The sequence below is a fragment of the Acinetobacter sp. YH12070 genome, from assembly GCF_013419625.1.
GTDB lineage: Bacteria > Pseudomonadota > Gammaproteobacteria > Pseudomonadales > Moraxellaceae > Acinetobacter > Acinetobacter amyesii.
This window is the reverse complement of sequence record NZ_VOZT01000005.1, coordinates 25,836-44,634: the sequence shown is the minus strand read 5'-3', so window position 1 is coordinate 44,634 and position 18,799 is coordinate 25,836. Positions and strand designations below refer to the sequence as shown.

The window sequence follows — 18,799 nt, the reverse complement described above, 5'->3', positions numbered from 1 at the left end:
AAAATATACTATTCAGCGTGACTAAGACTCATCGGTCAGCGTAATTGCCTGACTCAACGCCTCATGTAAACGTGCGACAGAAATAATCTCTACACCTGAAATGGGTTTTTGCGGTGCATTCCCACGCGGTAAAATAATGGTTTTAAAACCATGCTTAATGGCTTCTTTGAGTCGTTCCTGTCCATTGGGTACAGGACGGATTTCGCCTGAAAGTCCGACTTCGCCAAATACCGCCAAATGCTGTGGCAGGGCTTTAGCTCTTAAGCTAGAGGCACAGGCTAAAAGTACCGCAAGGTCAGAACCGGTTTCCGTGATTTTTAAGCCACCGACGACATTGACATAGACATCTTGTCCTGCGGTTTGTACGCCACCATGACGGTGCATAACGGCTAAAAGCATGTTTAAACGGTTTTGTTCTAAACCTAAGGCCACGCGCCGAGGTTGTCCGTGCGCATCATCTACCAAAGCCTGAACTTCAACCAAAAGTGGGCGTGTACCTTCACGGCTAATCATGACAATGGAACCCGGAATGGCTTCATCATAACGACTAAGGAAAATAGCGGATGGGTTTGATACTTCACGCAGACCTTTATCAGTCATGCCAAATACCCCAAGCTCGTTGACCGCACCAAAACGGTTTTTCACCGCACGAATCATACGGAAGCGAGAGTCAGACTGACCTTCAAAATACAAAACACAATCGACCATGTGCTCAAGCACGCGAGGGCCGGCCAAAGAACCTTCTTTTGTTACGTGACCGACAATAAACAGTGCAGTGCCACTATTTTTGGCAAAGCGGGTCAGGAGTGCAGCCGATTCACGAATTTGGGAAACACCGCCCGGCGCAGACTGGAGTGTTTCGGTGTATAGGGTTTGGATCGAATCTAAAATGGCCACGGCAGGGCGTTCATGTGCCAATACTTCGCAAATACGCTCGACACAGGTTTCTGCCATGACTTTAAGTTGATCGGTCGGCAAATCTAGGCGCTGGGCACGTAGCGCCACCTGAGACAAAGATTCCTCACCTGTGACATATAAGGCAGAACTTTTACTCGCCGCCATATAGGTTGCGGTTTGTAGCAAAATAGTGGATTTACCAATGCCGGGGTCACCACCAATCAGCACAACTGAACCTGTGACCAGTCCACCACCGAGTACACGGTCAAATTCACCAATACCTGTTGCCATTCGGGTTTCATGCGAAACAGAAACTTGATTTAAGGTGGTCACAGCAGCGGCTTGACCTGCATAGCCACCGCCCATTTTAGGCTGTGCACGGTGTGTAACGGCGGGTGCAATATTGACTTCGACTAATGAATTCCATTCACCACATTCGGTACATTGACCGGCCCATTTGGGATGATCAGCACCACATTGTTCACATCGATAGACACTTTTTGCTTTCGCCATAATATTTACTGTGCACAAACTCAAATTGAGTCACAGCATAGCGGTGAATACATCGAAAAACCAAGTTTTTATCGCATGAAATGACTGTTGAAGGTCAATTGATGTCGTTTTATTTTCAATAGCTGCACTTTTATATAGTAAGCACTTTATAATAGCGCATTATATTTTTTGAAATGGGTCACCACATGACTGAACTATTACGACATATCGATGCCATTGCACGTGAAAAAAATCGTGATGTGTTATTTGTGCATTTTGAAGAATATGATCATCAACATCCTGAGAAAAATACGGTACGTAATGACGTTATGCACTGGTTTGACCTGCAAAATCTCGAGTATTTCCCTTGTATGGGGCTAGAAGGTGAGTCTTTGATCGATAGCTATACAGGTGATTTATACCTTGACGTACCTTTTGATGAAAGCAGCCCTGCATATAAAACTCTCAGTGAATATCTTGAAGATGAACAAGGGAACATGAAAATTCAGGGGGTATTGTTCTTTTCTTTATCCTTGGAAATTGCCTTAGAAATCGAAGCGGATCTGATGGAAGCCAGTGCTGTAGATTCTGAATATGCTGAAAATGAGTTTGGTGACCAATTTGGTGAAGGCTTTATTGAAGATGCTGAATTAGATCCAAAAGATGAAGCGGCCAATGAAAGCAAGACGAAAAACGACAAATTTGATGATGGTCAAATTGGCACGATTCAATAAGTAAATATTGATTTTCAGTCCGAATAAAAAAGCCACGTGAATTCACGTGGCTTTTTGTTTAGCAGGGGATTAGTACAATTCACCTGATTTACGACGTTCAATAAAATCTTTCGATTCTTTTACAATGATGCCTGAGAGCAATAACAGTGCAATACAGTTTGGTGCAGCCATCAAACCGTTAAAGGTATCGGCAAATAGCCAAACGAGATCAAGTGTTACGACACAGCCGACAAATACTGATGCGATGTAAATTAAGCGATAAATCATTACTGATTTTTCACCTAACAGGTAAGTACAGCATTTTTCACCATAATAGCTCCAACCCAGAATGGTTGAATAAGCGAAGAAAATAATACCGAAAGTCACGACCCAACCACCGAAGCCCGGAAGTAGTTTGTCAAAAACACTGATCGTCAGTACGGCACCCGTTTGATCACCAAAGCTTTGTCCTGCCATGATGAAGCCCATCACCAGTACGATACCTGTAATTGAGCAAACAATGATGGTGTCTAAGAACGTACCTGTCATAGAGACAAGACCTTGACGTGCTGGGTGGTCAGTTTTTGCAGCCGCAGCGGCAATAGGTGCTGAGCCCATACCTGCTTCATTAGAGAATACACCACGTGCCACACCATAACGAATCGCAGCACCAATCGCACCACCCGCAGCAGCTTCGCCCGTAAATGCATAGCTAAAGATCATTTTTAGTGCAGGGATCACCAATTCAAGGTTGGTGAAAATAATGATTAAGCCACCCAATACATAACCTACCGCCATAATTGGAACAATAAATGAAGAGGCTTTAGAAATGGATTTGATGCCGCCTAAAATAACGAGGGCAGAGAATATGGTGATGACGATTGCAGTGGTGAGTGTGCTGATCCCTAAGCTGTTTTGCACAGCAAGCGCGACAGTATTGGACTGTACTGAGCTCCCAATACCAAAGGATGCCAAAGTACCAAATAGGGCAAATACCACTGCCAACCATTTCCACTTAGGCCCAAGTCCACGTTCGATGTAATACATCGGACCACCGTTCATTTCGCCATTTTCATTTTTATGACGAAACTTTACAGCGAGTACACCTTCACCATATTTGGTTGCCATACCAAAAAGCGCGGTTATCCACATCCAAAACACTGCGCCCGGACCACCGAGCACACAAGCAGTGGCTACACCGGCAATATTACCTGTACCAATGGTGGCAGAAAGTGCGGTCATAAGTGAGGCGAAATGAGAAATATCGCCATCATGTTGATTGGCTTTAGGATGCTTGCCAAAGACTTGTTTGAATGCGAAAGGCAACATGCGAAATTGCCAGAAAAGTAGTCGGAAGGTGAGGAATACACCTGTTCCGACAATGAGGACCAACATGTACGGGCCCCAGACCCATCCACTGAGTGTTTCCATGATATTTTGAATTTCTTGCATAGTATCTTCTTCTTATCGGCCCTGAGTGAGTGAATGCTACATTTTTGATATCTGTAGCAATTGATATGCCATTGTTAGAAACTTCCATGATTTTTGGCATAAATTTTTATCGTTGGTAAAATATTTTTTGCATAAAATTTAAGTTATTACAAGTAAATTGTTGTTTTATTGGTCGCTTTAAAATGTGAACTGGCGCTAAGATTTTTATATATAAGAAAAATAAATTAACTTTGTCACTTAATCCGAAAATATAGATGATGAGAAATAATTTTGTATTTTCTGAAATTTTTACGTTAATTTGTCGCAATTGGAACGCGAAGTTGAATTAAATAATGTCAAATGAAATTCATGGATCGCACGCTGATAGCGGCGATTTGAAACGAAGCTTGTCCAACCGACACCTGCAATTGATTGCGATTGGTGGTGCGATTGGTACAGGTTTATTTATGGGGTCAGGAAAGACCATCAGTTTAGCTGGTCCGTCCATCCTTATTATCTATATGATTATTGGTTTTATGGTTTTCCTCGTCATGCGTGCATTAGGCGAGTTATTACTATCAAATCTTGAATATAAATCTTTTATCGATTTTGCAACCGACTTAATCGGCCCGTGGGCAGGTTATTTTGTGGGTTGGACCTATTGGCTGTGCTGGATCACTATAGGGATTGCTGATTTATCGGCCATCATTTATTACCTGCAATTCTTTAATGGAGGTAACCCGTTCTCGCCCGAAGAAGGGGTGATGATCAGTGTTGCCGCCATTGTTTTTATCATGGGTTTAAACCTTGTTACGGTTAAACTTTTTGGTGAATTAGAGTTTTGGTTTGCACTGATTAAGATTATTGCAATCGTGGTGCTCATTGGTGTCGGTCTTTGGATGATCTTTACCGGTTTTACCTCATCGACAGGTGAAATCGCATCATTCACACATTTATGGTCACATGGTGGTCTATTCCCAACAGGAGTAACTGGCTTCTTGGCAGGTTTCCAAATCGCCATTTTTGCCTTTGTCGGCGTAGAACTCGTGGGTACTACGGCAGCAGAAACCAAAGATCCAGAACACAACTTGCCTAAAGCTGTGAACTCGATTCCGATTCGTATCATTATTTTCTATGTGCTGGCACTTGTGATTGTGATGTCCGTTACGCCATGGAATGCCATTGACCCAAGCATTTCACCATTCGTGAACTTGTTTAGCCAAGCCGGTATTGCTGCTGCTGCGATTATTATGAACTTGGTGGTGTTGTCATCAGTTATGTCATCGATGAATAGTGGTGTGTTCTCGACTTCACGTATGTTGTTTGGTTTATCTCGTGAAGAGCAAGGTCCAAAAGCGTTTGGCCGTCTAAACTCACGTGCAGTTCCGGCAAATGCGTTGTATTTCTCGGCAGTTTGTTTACTGTTGGGTGCGGCATTACAGTATTTCGTACCGAACACGGTTGAAGCCTTCACTTTAGCAACTACACTGTCGACGATTTTATTTATCTGCGTATGGCTCATGATTATCTGGAGCTATATCGTTTACTATAAAACTCGTCCTGAGCTGCATGCGAAATCAACCTTTAAATTGCCGGGCGGCTTATATACTTGCTGGCTCGTGATTATCTTCTTCATCGGCATGATTTATGTTTTGTCATTAGAAGCAGATACCATGAAAGCGCTCATGGTGAGCCCAATTTGGTTCATCATTTTGATTATTGGCTATTTCGGTTTTTATAAGAAAAAGCACCATTAATTTACATTTTTGAACTGATGTAAAAACATAAAAAGCTGCTCCTGAGGAGCAGCTTTTTTATTTGGATATGGATTTATTTTGCGTTAAAACAGATTGTTTATTAGCGCTTCAATTTGTATAAAACAGCATTCAAATTGATAAGCTATTTCAGTGAAATCAATAGCCTGATCGGTCCAGAAAAATACATAAAAGTGGTTTGAAAATAGCACCATCAAAATTTGCTTAAATTTAGTGCAGAATGGCAAAAAGCTCACTTGGAATTACAGGGCTTTTCTTTTATCCGCGGGTTGATCACGTTATACTCGGAAAAATCTTTTCATTAGGTACGTTTATGTATCGTTTTATGAATTATAAAATTATTGTATTAGCAAGTGCTGTGCTGCTGACAGCTTGTGGTCAGTCTGGTGCATTGCATTTACCTTCAGATGCCAATGCAGATAAGCGCGCAAAATATCTGATTTATCCAGACACGCCTGCACAGCAAAAGCAGGAAAAACAAGCGGCTCCTGTTGCAACTGAATCGGAATCTTCAAATTCTAACCCTACACCTTAATGCTTTTATAGAAAGGATACTTTCATGAGTTTCACCCGTACGAATGGGGTATTGCATGCAGAGCAATGTTCTTTACAACAGCTTGCACAGCAATATGGCACACCGCTTTATGTTTATTCAAAAGCTATTTTTGAAAAGCATTATTCAGATATGGATCGTGCATTTAGCTTTATCGACCATCAAATTTGTTTTGCGGTAAAGTCAAACTCTAATCTTGCGGTGTTAAACGTACTTGCCAAGCAGGGCGCTGGTTTTGATATCGTGACGGGTGGTGAACTCGCACGTGTATTAAAAGCCGGTGGTGAAGCTTCTAAAATTGTATTCTCAGGTTTGGGTAAAACTGAAGCTGATATTCAAAAAGCGTTGGACGTAGGTATTGCATGTTTTAACGTGGAATCACATGCAGAGTTGGATCGAATCCAAAAAGTTGCTGCGGCAATGGGTAAGAAAGCACCGATTTCATTGCGTGTAAATCCAGATGTGGATGCCAAAACCCATCCTTATATCTCTACGGGTTTAAAAGAAAATAAATTCGGTATTCCTTCAGACAGCGTTTTTGACACCTATGCATATGCAGCGTCGTTGCCTAATCTTGAGATTATCGGGATTGATTGTCATATCGGTTCACAGTTGACTGAAACTCAGCCTTTTGTTGATGCACTTGATCGTGTCATTGTAATGATCAATCAACTGAAAGAGATGGGGATTCATCTAAAACACATCGATATTGGTGGTGGTTTAGGCGTGACTTACAAAGACGAAGTTCCGCCAACTGTTGAAGAATATGCTCAGGCAATGCGTCCGGCTTTAGAAAAATTAGGCCTTAAGGTATATATGGAGCCGGGGCGTAGTATTTCTGCAAATGCAGGTGTGTTGTTAACCAAAGTTGATTTACTCAAACCGACCAATCATCGTAATTTTGCCATTATTGATGCCGCAATGAACGACTTAATCCGTCCCGCTTTATATGAAGCATGGATGGATATTCAGGAAGTAACGCCTCGTACTGATACAGAAAAGAAAGACTGGGATGTTGTTGGCGCGATTTGCGAAACTGGCGATTTCCTAGGAAAGCAACGTCAGTTGGCGATTCAAGAAAATGACGTGCTTGCAGTATTGGGTGCAGGTGCTTATGGTTTTGTCATGAGTTCAAACTACAACAGCCGCGGACGTGCTGCTGAAGTAATGGTTGACGGTGATCAGTCTCATTTGATTCGTGAGCGCGAAACCATCGAATCATTATGGGAACGTGAACGTTTATTGCCTTAAGGAGAAATTCGAGATGTTATTAGAATTTACCAAAATGCATGGCCTTGGCAATGACTTTATGGTGGTCGATCTGATTAGCCAACGAGCTTATTTAGATACAGTGACGATTCAGCGTTTGGCCGACCGTCATTTTGGTATTGGTTTTGATCAGCTTTTGATTGTAGAACCACCTGATTTACCCAATGTCGATTTTAAATATCGTATTTTTAATGCAGATGGTTCGGAAGTTGAACAATGCGGAAATGGCGTACGTTGTTTTGCGCGCTTTGTGCATGAACGTAAGTTGACCAGCAAAACCAAAATCAAAGTACAAACCAAGTCAGGTATCGTAGAGCCTGAATTAGGTGCAAATGGTTGGGTGCGCGTCAATATGGGTTATCCACGCTTTTTGCCGCATGAAATTCCATTTATTGCGGAAGAGCCTGAAAACTTATACGACATTGCATTGGCGAATAATGAACAACTCACCATTGATGTGGTGAGTATGGGTAATCCGCATGCAGTGACGATCGTTCCTGATGTTATTACTGCAGACGTCGCTAAAATTGGTCCACAAGTCGAATCGCATGAGCGTTTTCCACAGCGTGTAAATGCTGGTTTTATGCAAATTGTGGATGAGAAACATGCACGCTTACGTGTATTTGAACGTGGTGTCGGTGAGACTATGGCCTGTGGTACAGGTGCTTGTGCAGCGGCAGTATCAGGTATGCGTCGTGGTTTATTAGCCAATTCAGTCGAAATAGAGTTGGCAGGTGGTAAGCTGCAAATTGAGTGGCAAGAAGGTGGTGTGGTCTGGATGACCGGACCAACCGCAACAGTTTACGAAGGACGCTTAGATTTAAGTTACTTCCAAGGTTAAAATCAAAGCCCTGATTCATTCAGGGCTTTTTTCATAAAATAAAAAGTGAATAAAAAATTATAATTCAATTGGATTGGAATCAACATGGAACAAATAAACGAAGAAATCTTAGAACAACTTTTTCATAAAGCCTTACATGAACCCGCGTATCGACCCGAATTTTTAGCTCAGTTATTGGCAGCCAATGTGTATTGTGTGGGAACAACAGGGGGACGTGATTCACGTATTGCCGAAGATTTGATCTTGGATGAAGGCGACCGTATTCAATTGAAATCATGGGAAGATGAAACATATGATTGCGTCATTCCATTTTTTACGTCCTTGGAAAAAATGCGTTTAGCAATATCTGAAGAGGAGTCGTATATCCGGCTACCAACCAAGGCATTATTTGAAATGACTTTAGGAGCAAGGCTTGTATTGAATCCACAATCACCTGATGCGACGAAGGACTTTGTACCAGAAGAAATTCAACATTTGCTGAACGGGCAGTATATTCAGCCCTCAGAAAACTATGAAGTTACGGAAGATACGGAAGTTTTAATTGGTCAGCCGGCGGAATATCCGCAGTTTATGATTGATCAATTAAGCATTTTTTTCGGCACAGAGCGTGTGGTAAAAGCTGCTTATTTAGCGCAAATGCTGAATCAAGCTCGAGATGATTCACCGACTTTGTTGATCGGATTAGATTTAGAAGCAGGATTATCTGAACAACAAATTCAAGATTTACACAGTAAAATTGGTCGTATCACACAGGACAGTTTAAAAGAGCAATGCCCAGTGGATTTAATCCATGTCAATCCGCACAGTGTGGATGGTGTAGAAGGGTATTTGCTTAATGAAACGCAAGCTTTTTACCAACGTGTTGATGGTAAGCCTAAGGGGTTCTTTGCTAGACTGTTTTCATAAAACAGATATGTGAAATCGCTTTAGAGAACGTACTGAAACGCTAAAGCACATGTTGAAATGGGAGAAGACAGATGACGATGGATCAGACTCAACTACTGGTCATGTGGTTGAAGGAACGTGAAATTCAAAATCAGTCTAAACATACCTTGCAAGCGTATGAGCGTGATGTCAGTGATTTTCTCCAATTTTGTACAATACGCAACTTGCCACTGCATGATGTCGAAAAGTCAGATCTGCGTGAATTTGTTGCTCATAAAGTGGAACAGTTTCAGCTCAGTCCAAGTAGTTTGCAGCGCATGTTATCTTCAATACGCCAATTTATGAAATGGGCAGAACAAGGGGATTATCTCAGTTTCAACCCCGCAGATGATTTTCAGCTCAAACGCCAATCACGTCCTTTACCTGGATTGGTCGATATTGAAACCATTAAACAAATCATGGAACAGCCTGAGCCAGAAAGTGAAACTCAACGGCAGCTTTGGATACGTGATAAAGCGATTTTGGAGTTGCTGTATTCAAGTGGCTTACGTTTGGCTGAAGTGCAGGGCTTAACCATTCGAGATATCGATTTTAATCGACAACTGTTACGTATTACGGGTAAAGGGAATAAAACCCGCATTGTACCTTTTGGTTCTAAAGCCAAAGAGGCTGTGATGCATTGGTTGCAATTATATCCTGCATGGCATGGCGATTTTGTCCCAGAAGCTCAAGTTTTTATCACCCAAAAAGGTAATCCACTCGGGGTAAGACAAATAGAAAATCGAGTTAAATTTCAAGCTCGACGTGCAGGTGTAAATGTCGATTTACATCCGCATTTATTACGACATTGCTTCGCTAGCCATATGTTGTCCAATAGCGGTGACTTGCGTGCTGTACAAGAAATGTTGGGTCATAGTAATTTAACCACTACACAAATTTATACCCATGTGGATTTTGATCGATTGGCACAAGTGTATGATCAGGCCCATCCAAGGGCACAGCATAAAGATTCGTAACAATTGCAAAAACGACTTTGGTACTCAGTGGTCTAAATTTTGCTTAAATTCACAGGCTAGATTTCACATTTTGCATCCTAAAGTGGTCTACTTCATGAAAATTAAATAAGGATGTGAAAAAATATTGGTAAAATTGACCGACATTTTGAACTATTGTCGCATTATAAAAATTCAAATTATCGGGTATAAAAATTGTCCATTATTGAATTGACGTAAGTGCCGAAGTGAAATTCGCCATTTACTAAATTGCTGTACCGTTAAAAATATATAGGCCATACCATGATTTCAGATATTCAAGAAAAATATGACCAGTTAAATGGTCAGCAAAAAGAAATTTTTGCAGGATACGGCTTACGCCAGATCAAACACTTTGTTGAAATCAGTTTGCCTGAAGTAGAAGCTGTATTGCCTGAAGGTGCGCAGCTACAAGGGATTAATGCCGATGGTAAAGTTCAGGCGTTTAATGCGGCGACGGGCCAATACTTTATTTGGATTTCGGATAAACAATGGCAGCTTACCAATAAAGCAACTGCTAAATTTGACAGTAAAGAAGATGCCCTCACCATTTGGCGTATTTTTGATTTGGCACAATATGAACTTATTGACCTAAGCCACATCCATCGTGACTTTTTGGAAAATCAGCCAGCCTAAACTATCCGGAAAATATACAACTCATGGGCTATCTTCATTGGATTTGGATGTTTAGCCCTTATATTACTTACAGCATGACATCTTGATTTGCTTTTGTGCAGCGCGTTAGAGTATTGATCTTCTTTGCATAGCTTAGTTGCCTAAACAAAAATTTCTAAATGCCAATCCGTTTCGCTGCTTAGTAATCAATTCGCTCAGTTTTGATAGCGAGAGCCTGTAAATCCAATCAGTCGTATTCTTGTTTAAGAAATTAAGCTCAAAGGCCCCTTAGATTGTGTTCGTTCATTTGCCGCAAATCATTATTTTTCTTTGCTTAAAATATAATGAAATACCGCATAGCTAGGTTTTTGCATTCGAGGCTGTGAATAACTGCGTTACTACGTGGCCATTCTTGTAGTATCAGCCTCGTCGTTTCTAATGCTTGAGTTGCTCGTTGGCAGATCAATTGTTTGGTTACAAATCTTCTAACGGTAACTGGAAGCTTTGTTTGATGATTTGGCTAGGTAAATCAGTCTTTACACTAGTGATGCCATTTTTCTTGGTTAAGTGAGTAGACTGAAATTTACGGTAACTTTCTAGGTCAGGAACTACAACTTTGAGCATTGCATCGCACTCACCCAAAATAATGTAGCACTCCATGACTTGAGGAAGTTCTTTCATCGCTTCGATAAAAGTATCGATGGTTTCAGCATCTTGCCCAGTCAACCAAATACGAGAGAATAAAATCAATTGAAAGCCAATCTTTTGTGGATCGACCACGGTGGTGTAATTCTGAATCACACCTGCTTCTTCGAGTAATTTAACCCGACGTAAACAAGAAGAAGGCGAGAGTCCAATTTCCTTGGCTAAGTCATTATTTTGGATGCGGCCATTATTTTGAAGTGCGCGAATGATTTTTATCAATACGATCTAGTTTAACTAGAATTGACTTAGAAGATGTCTTCATAAAATAGAATATAATTCTAAAAATAATATCTATTATAGAATATTTGATATCCTATTTTAAAGCGATTCAAACATACTAATTTCACTTTCAGGACATAGAAAGGGAAAATTGAAATGTCTGTATTTGCTTTGTTTGCCTTAACGGTAATTCCCCTTATTTTCACACCAGGACCCGATATGCTTTTTATCCTGTCACAAGTGATGGGTAAGGATGCAAAAGCAGGCATGATGGCAACAGTGGGGGTGTGCTCAGGTTATTTGGTTCACTCGATTTTGGTGGCATTGGGTATTGCTGCGATTATCGTGTCATTTCCACTACTGTTTGAAACAATCCGCTGGTTGGGGATTGCTTATCTTTTATATTTGGCAACGCATTTGCTGCGTTCAGTATTTAGCAGTAAAAAATTAAGTATTGAGAAAAAGTCAGCGTCCAACCCGATAAAAAAAGGCTTTTTTACGGCTTTACTGAACCCGAAAGGAATGTTGATATATTTTGCAATTTTGCCGCAATTTATCGATAAATCAGCGAATACCGTGAGTCAAGGTTTGATTTTGTCCTTCATTTTTATTGGGCTGATTTTTGTGGTGTATTGTAGTTTAAGTGTGGTCTTTGCACGTATTACACAAAAAACTCAAATTGATGAACGCAAACAAAAGTGGATCGATGGTACATCAGGCGGTTTATTGGCTCTTGCTGCGACGTGGTTAATTGCCAATTAAAAACAGCAAATGTAAATAGAAATAAATGCCTTAACTAAAACCTTCGCGAAAGCGGAGGTTTTTTTATCTGTGCTGAATATTGACAGATATTAAGAACAAGAAAGAGAGAAAAACCCACCAATTAGCTTCGGAAAAGTGAAATTAGCGCTAAATTCATTATGCTTCTATCTTAAATGACAAGTTTAGATATGTTGCCGAATGTGTAGAGGGAAAGCTCTATTTCAGAAAGATTGATCGAAAATTGATATTAAATCAGATCTTTTGATGAGCTAAATCAAGTAAAAAAATAATAAAAATCAATGCTTAAAAAATAACTGAATAATGCGTTTTTTTGGATAACTGAAGCATTCTTTAAAAAATGTGAACGATAAGTTCAAGGAAATTACGCTTTTTTACAGGTCTTTCGATAATTGTGACTTGACCGAAATGCCGTACACATTGCAAGATAGGGCACCTAAAAAATTTAAAGTGAAGAGTTAATATAACTTTTCTCAACATTTACATTTGCTAAAACAGCCGAGGATTACATGAAGGCTCTTGTTGCTGTAAAACGTGTGGTTGATGCCAACGTTAAAGTTCGCGTTAAGCCGGACAACAGTGGTGTTGACTTAACGAACGTTAAAATGTCAATTAACCCATTCTGTGAAATCGCAGTGGAAGAAGCGGTTCGTTTAAAAGAAAAAGGAACTGTTTCAGAAATCGTTGTTGTTTCTATTGGTCCTAAAGAAGCTCAAGAACAAATCCGTTCTTCTATGGCGCTTGGTGCAGACCGCGGTATCCTTGTTGAAGCTGACGACAGCCAGTTAGGTGCACTTGAAGTTGCAAAAATCCTAAAAGGTGTTGTAGACGCTGAACAACCTCAATTGATCCTTCTTGGTAAACAAGCAATTGATGACGACTCTAACCAAGTTGGTCAGATGCTTGGTGCGCTTTTAGGTGCTGGCCAAGGTACTTTCGCTTCAGAAGTTAAAGTTGAAGGCGACAAAGTACAAGTGACTCGTGAAATCGATGGTGGTTTACAAACTGTTGAACTTGCACTTCCAGCAATTATTACAACTGACTTACGTTTGAATGAACCACGTTATGCTGCTCTTCCAAACATTATGAAAGCGCGTAAAAAGCCGCTTGATACTAAGTCACCTGCTGATTATGGCGTTTCACCTGCGACTAAGCTTAAAACTGTTAAAGTTGAAGCTCCTGCAGAACGTAAAGCGGGCGTACAAGTGAAGTCTGTAGACGAGCTTGTAGATAAATTGAAAAACGAAGCGAAAGTGATCTAATACAGAAGGATAAAAATCATGAGTATTTTAGTTATCGCTGAGCACGACAACAAAGCACTAAATGGTGCAACTCTTAACGTTGTTGCTGCAGCGCAAAAAATCGGTGGTGATATCACTGTATTAGTAGCTGGTTCAGGCGCTCAAGCAGTTGCAGACCAAGCAGCTAAAGTTGCGGGTGTAAGCAAAGTATTACTTGCTGACGACGCTGCTTATGCAAACCAGTTGGCTGAAAACGTAGCAAAACTGGTTGCTGAATTGGGCAAAGGCTATAGCCATATTCTTGCTGCTTCTACCACGACTGGTAAAAACATCCTGCCACGTGCAGCTGCATTACTAGACGTAAGCATGATCACTGACATCATTGCTGTTGAAGGTCCTAAAACTTTCAAACGTCCAATCTATGCAGGCAACGCGATTGCAACTGTAGAGTCTGGCGAGTCTGTTGTAGTTGCGACTGTTCGTGGTACTGCATTTGATGCTGTTGCAAGCGAAGGCGGCTCTGCTGCAGTTGAAGCTGTTGCATCTACTGGTGATGCTGGTATTTCTAAGTTCGTTTCTGAAGAAATCGTGAAATCTGAACGTCCAGAATTAACAGCTGCGCGTATTGTTGTTTCAGGCGGTCGTGGTGTTGGTTCAGGTGAAAACTATCACACTGTTCTTGATCCATTAGCGGACAAGCTTGGTGCTGCGCAAGGCGCATCTCGTGCAGCAGTTGATGCTGGTTTCGTACCAAACGATATGCAAGTGGGTCAAACAGGTAAAATCGTTGCTCCTGACTTGTACATCGCTGTAGGTATCTCTGGTGCGATTCAGCACTTGGCAGGTATGAAAGAATCTAAAGTGATCGTTGCGATCAACAAAGATGAAGAAGCGCCAATTAACTCAGTAGCTGATTACTGGTTAGTAGGTGACTTGAACACTGTAGTTCCAGAATTAGTATCTAAAATCTAATTTCTGAACACAGTTCAAGGCGCTCCTAAGCTTATGGTTTAGGGGCGTTTTTATTGTTTGACGAATTAGTAGGTCTTCTTGGTTATGTTTAATCGATTAATTATACGTAAATGTACATATATAAATTGCAGTTAGATGTTTCATGCTTATGGGGGTAGTGGATTCTTAGTTTAGTACTTCAATATTCATACGATGTGATTTCTTATTATTGGTATTAGACACTACTGTAGCGTAAGCTAAACGTATGTTGAAACTTAAATGGTAAGTAAGCAGGAGCAATCGCTTGGTAATAGGATGGAAATTAATAAATTATAAAAAATACAAAGATTTAAAATAAAATAATCAAGACCTATTCTTCAAGCTTGAATCTTAAACTTAAAGCAAGCTTAAAGGATTGTATAATTTGTGTTAAAATTGCTTTTTTATTGAACTTGCCCTTTAGGCGGAGTCTCCCTTTGAAATTTGATTTTCAGTTACCAGTCAGTGTATTGGTGCTGATGATCTGCTGTTTACTTTTTCCTGTTTTACAAAGTATCTCTTTTCCTTTATTTGATGGAATGACTGTTACAGCAGTTGAATCGGTCCAAGCATTGTTATTGCTGTTTTTTGCGATTTATACTTTTTTCTATATTCGACCACTTGAAATGCAAGATGGAAAGAAACAATTTTGGTTGTGGGCTGTTGCATGGTGGTTGTTGCTATTTGGTCGTAGTATTAGTTGGGGGCGTGACTATTTTCCTGATGTGCCTAAACCATATTTTCGTTTAATTTCGGTATTCATGATTGCACCAGTCGTCTTTATGCTATTTTCGCCTTATTTGCGTCAAGAAATTGTACATAAACTAAAAACCTTGGCTTTGCCAATTTGGCCATTAGGCTTGGTGATATTGGGCTTACTGATTTCTGATGCAGTTGAGCATAGTCGAAGTCTCAGTTTTTTATTTTTGTACGATTTGGCTTACAAGGATTTCATCGAAGAAGTTTATGAATTTCCGCTTATTTTAGGTTTGTTTTTAATAGCATACCCATGGATGCAACAGGATCATGTACCTCAAGAATTAGAGGTCATGCAATATCATAAAAAGTGATTTTTATCACATTTATAAGTCTAAACTTGAAGCTTCGAAAAGAAATTTTTTGAACATTAAACAACCTCTATTCGTAGAGGTTTTTTTCACAGTAAATAAAATCAAAATGCTTAAAATAAATACAAAAAATCATGGTTCTAGTGCAAGATGATTGGCACAAAAATCAGGGTTTTTATGCTATACTGTCCGACTTGATTTTTGATATTGGTTCAGTGTTTTTTGAACTAATTTTTACAGATTTACGATATATAAATGCGGGCAGAATTCTGCTTGTATAACAAGGAGTATGCATGAGCGTATCGGAAATTAGACCGATTGCCATTGAGGATGAACTGAAGAGCTCATATCTCGATTATGCAATGAGCGTGATTGTGTCACGTGCGTTGCCAGATGTCCGAGATGGTCTCAAACCTGTTCACCGTCGTGTGCTTTTTGCAATGCACGAATTGGGCAATGACTACAACAAAGCTTACAAAAAGTCTGCCCGTGTAGTCGGTGACGTCATCGGTAAATATCACCCACATGGTGACTTAGCTGTATACGAAACCATTGTTCGTATGGCTCAAGATTTCAGCTTACGCTATCAATTGGTTGATGGTCAGGGTAACTTCGGTTCTGTCGATGGTGACAGTGCAGCAGCAATGCGTTATACCGAAGTTCGTATGCGTAAATTGACTCACGAACTTTTAGCGGATCTTGAGAAAGATACCGTAGAGTGGGAAGACAACTACGACGGTTCTGAACGTATTCCACAAGTCATGCCGACACGTGTGCCTAACTTGTTGATTAACGGTGTAGCTGGTATTGCTGTAGGTATGGCAACCAACATGGCTCCGCATAACATGACAGAAGTCATTAATGCATGTCTTGCTTATGCTAACGATCCGCACATTAGCATTGAAGGGTTAATGGAACACATTTCTGGTCCAGACTTCCCTACAGGCGGCATCATTTATGGTAAATCTGGCATTGTCGATGCGTACCGTACTGGTAAAGGCCGTTTGCATATCCGTGGTAAATATCACATTGAAGAAGACCAAAAATCGGGCCGCAGCACGATTGTCTTCACTGAAATTCCTTATCAAGTTAACAAAGCAAAAACCATTGAGCGTATTGCTGAGTTGGTCAAAGAGAAAAAACTTGAAGGTATTTCTGAACTTCGTGATGAATCAGATAAAGAAGGGATGCGTATTGCAATTGACTTAAAGCGTGGTGAAAACGCTGAAGTGATTGTAAATAACCTATTCCAAAATACCCAATTAGAAAATTCATTCAGCATTAACATGGTCTGCCTCGATAATGGTCAGCCTAAATTAATGAACTTGAAAGATATTATTGCAGCGTTTATCCGTCATCGTCAGGAAGTGGTTACACGCCGTACCATGTTCGAACTGCGTAAAGCACGTGAACGTGGACATATCTTAGAAGGTTTGACGGTTGCACTCGCAAATATCGATGCGATCATTGAAACCATCAAAACATCTGCAAACCCTAGCGAGGCACGTGAACGTTTACAAGCGGGCGAGTGGGCAGGCGGTGGTGTTGTTGCATTGCTTGAAAAAGCGGGTGCGGTATCTGTCCGTCCAGATGAAATTGAAGGCGAAGATCCAGCACGTCCATTTGGTTTAACAGGTGATATTTATCGTCTGTCTCCAACCCAAGTAGGTGCGATCTTAGAACTTCGTTTACATCGCTTAACCGGTCTAGAACAAGACAAGTTACAAGCTGAATATACAGAAATTCTTGGTCAAATTGCTGAATACACGGCAATTTTGAACGATTTCAACTTATTGATGAACGTAATTAAAGAAGAATTGGCTTTAATCCTTCAACAATATGGCGATGCACGTCGTACCGATATCGTGGAATCACGTATCGACTTCTCTCGTGAAGATTTAATCCCTGAAGAGCAAATGGTACTAACTGTTTCTAAATCAGGCTATGCAAAAACTCAACCATTGTCAGACTACGCTGCACAGCGTCGTGGTGGACGTGGTAAGTCTGCAACTTCAATGAAAGAAGACGATTACATCCAACATTTGATCGTGACTTCAAACCACGCAACAGTGCTTTGCTTTACCAATGTAGGTAAAGTTTATCGTCTGAAAGTCTATGAAGTGCCTCAAGCATCTCGTGGTGCGAAAGGTCGTCCGATGGTGAACTTATTGCCATTAGATGAAAACGAAACCATCACCGCTATTTTACCAGTGGTCGATGCGCCGAAGAAATTTAAAGAACGTTTGGCTGACTTTAAAGCATTTGTAAAAGCCAATAGTGCACAGTTACAAACCAATGAAGTGATTAATAGTCATTTTGCAGGCTTAGAAGCTGCGCTTGCTGAGACTGAAGACGGCGCAGATGATTTATCTGATGCACTTCGTATTCAGTTGAAACAATTGGGTCTAGAGTTATCTGCGACTGATCTTGATGACGAAACCATCAATGACTTTGCACAGCAAGCAGAAGCCGTTCGTAAAAACTTCTACGTATTTATGGCAACAGAATACGGTACGATTAAACGTGTTGAGTTAGAACAATTCTCGAATGTTCGTTCTAACGGTCTACGTGCAATTGAGCTCAATGGTGATGACACCTTAATTGGTGTTGCCATTACCGATGGCGAACAACAAATCATGTTGTTCTCAAACGAAGGTAAAGCTATTCGTTTTGCAGAAACTGATGTGCGTTCAATGGGGCGTTCTGCCAAAGGTGTTCGTGGTATGCGCGTGACCATTGGTGCAGCTGCTCAAGCTGAAGACGCTGAAGATGCGGATGTAGAGTCTGATGATGAAGATACCTCTGATTCAGCTCTCATTAGCCGTATTGTGTCATTGGTGGTTGTTCCGGAAACGGGTGAAGTACTTTGTGCTTCAGCTAATGGTTATGGTAAACGTACACCAGTAGATGACTTCCCAACTAAGAAACGTGGCGGTAAAGGTGTTATTGCAATTAAAACATCTGAACGTAATGGTGAACTTGTTGGTGCGGTAGCGATTGATGCGTCTAAAGAGCTGATGTTAATTTCAGATGGTGGTACGTTGGTTCGTACACGTGCGTCTGAAGTGGCACAAACAGGTCGTAATGCTCAAGGTGTTCGTTTGATCCGTTTAGGTGAAAGCGAAATCTTAGTCGGTGTTGTGGCGATCGAAGCAGTTGAAGAAGACGAAACTTTTGAAGAAGTGGAAGCAATTGAAACTGAGCAGCTTATAGATGACTCAACGATTATTGATCAAAATGACAATGAATCAGATCTCAATGAGCCTGAAGAAGACTAATTGAAGTTTGAGAAAAG

The 18,799-nt window shown here is 40.7% G+C and carries 14 protein-coding genes and 2 pseudogenes; 13 read left to right on the top strand and 3 right to left on the bottom strand.

What is annotated here, in order from left to right; genetic code table 11:
• Positions 1-21 precede the first annotated feature (21 nt).
• On the bottom strand, positions 22-1,410 hold the full coding sequence (radA, locus tag FTU17_RS02635) for a DNA repair protein RadA (protein WP_180003350.1): 1,389 nt from the start codon (positions 1,408-1,410) through the stop codon (positions 22-24).
• Between the two features lie 185 nt (positions 1,411-1,595).
• On the opposite strand from radA, the pseudogene FTU17_RS02630 reads away from it, so the two are divergent.
• A pseudogene (locus FTU17_RS02630) lies at positions 1,596-1,952 on the top strand (hypothetical protein); the annotation flags it as partial.
• A 240-nt stretch (positions 1,953-2,192) separates the two neighbouring features.
• Here the strand turns inward: FTU17_RS02630 and FTU17_RS02625 are convergent.
• Positions 2,193-3,554, bottom strand: a complete 1,362-nt coding sequence (locus FTU17_RS02625; protein WP_078192076.1) for a sodium:alanine symporter family protein — start codon at positions 3,552-3,554, stop codon at positions 2,193-2,195.
• 332 nt (positions 3,555-3,886) lie between these two features.
• Here FTU17_RS02625 and FTU17_RS02620 point away from each other — a divergent pair, with 332 nt between their 5' ends.
• From FTU17_RS02620 to FTU17_RS02590, 7 genes are all read left to right on the top strand, one after another.
• The gene (locus FTU17_RS02620) at positions 3,887-5,290 is read left to right on the top strand and encodes an amino acid permease (protein WP_078192075.1); all 1,404 of its coding nucleotides are present in this window, start codon (positions 3,887-3,889) and stop codon (positions 5,288-5,290) included.
• A 343-nt stretch (positions 5,291-5,633) separates the two neighbouring features.
• A complete protein-coding gene (locus FTU17_RS02615) occupies positions 5,634-5,843 on the top strand; it encodes a lipoprotein (RefSeq protein WP_372491094.1) in 210 nt (69 codons plus the stop codon).
• Positions 5,844-5,867: 24 nt separating this feature from the next.
• A complete protein-coding gene (gene lysA / locus FTU17_RS02610; RefSeq protein ID WP_180039623.1) occupies positions 5,868-7,112 on the top strand; it encodes a diaminopimelate decarboxylase in 1,245 nt (414 codons plus the stop codon).
• Positions 7,113-7,125: 13 nt separating this feature from the next.
• Positions 7,126-7,971, top strand: coding sequence for a diaminopimelate epimerase (dapF, locus tag FTU17_RS02605; RefSeq protein WP_111883917.1), 846 nt, complete (start codon positions 7,126-7,128; stop codon positions 7,969-7,971).
• Between the two features lie 84 nt (positions 7,972-8,055).
• Entirely contained in the window at positions 8,056-8,877 is an 822-nt protein-coding gene (locus FTU17_RS02600; RefSeq protein WP_180134617.1) for an enhanced serine sensitivity protein SseB C-terminal domain-containing protein, read from the top strand.
• Between the two features lie 71 nt (positions 8,878-8,948).
• Positions 8,949-9,872 carry a tyrosine recombinase XerC gene (locus tag FTU17_RS02595; protein WP_180134616.1) on the top strand — a complete coding sequence of 308 codons (924 nt, stop codon included), beginning with the start codon at positions 8,949-8,951 and terminating at the stop codon, positions 9,870-9,872.
• 279 nt (positions 9,873-10,151) lie between these two features.
• Positions 10,152-10,523, top strand: a complete 372-nt coding sequence (locus FTU17_RS02590) for a hypothetical protein (protein ID WP_218949190.1) — start codon at positions 10,152-10,154, stop codon at positions 10,521-10,523.
• Positions 10,524-10,976: 453 nt separating this feature from the next.
• Here the strand turns inward: FTU17_RS02590 and FTU17_RS02585 are convergent.
• Positions 10,977-11,469, bottom strand: a pseudogene (locus FTU17_RS02585) (Lrp/AsnC family transcriptional regulator).
• Between the two features lie 113 nt (positions 11,470-11,582).
• Here FTU17_RS02585 and FTU17_RS02580 point away from each other — a divergent pair.
• From FTU17_RS02580 to gyrA, 5 genes are all read left to right on the top strand, one after another.
• Positions 11,583-12,188 (top strand): LysE family translocator, encoded by a 606-nt coding sequence (locus tag FTU17_RS02580; RefSeq protein WP_180023307.1) that lies wholly within the window; start codon positions 11,583-11,585, stop codon positions 12,186-12,188.
• Positions 12,189-12,715: 527 nt separating this feature from the next.
• Positions 12,716-13,468: an electron transfer flavoprotein subunit beta/FixA family protein gene (locus FTU17_RS02575; protein WP_078192067.1), complete on the top strand. Its 753-nt coding sequence runs from the start codon at positions 12,716-12,718 to the stop codon at positions 13,466-13,468.
• A gap of 18 nt (positions 13,469-13,486) precedes the next feature.
• A complete protein-coding gene (locus tag FTU17_RS02570) occupies positions 13,487-14,419 on the top strand; it encodes an FAD-binding protein (RefSeq protein WP_180134615.1) in 933 nt (310 codons plus the stop codon).
• 455 nt (positions 14,420-14,874) lie between these two features.
• Entirely contained in the window at positions 14,875-15,507 is a 633-nt protein-coding gene (locus FTU17_RS02565; protein WP_180134614.1) for a hypothetical protein, read from the top strand.
• Between the two features lie 290 nt (positions 15,508-15,797).
• Positions 15,798-18,782: a DNA gyrase subunit A gene (gene gyrA, locus FTU17_RS02560; protein ID WP_180134613.1), complete on the top strand. Its 2,985-nt coding sequence runs from the start codon at positions 15,798-15,800 to the stop codon at positions 18,780-18,782.
• Positions 18,783-18,799 lie beyond the last annotated feature (17 nt).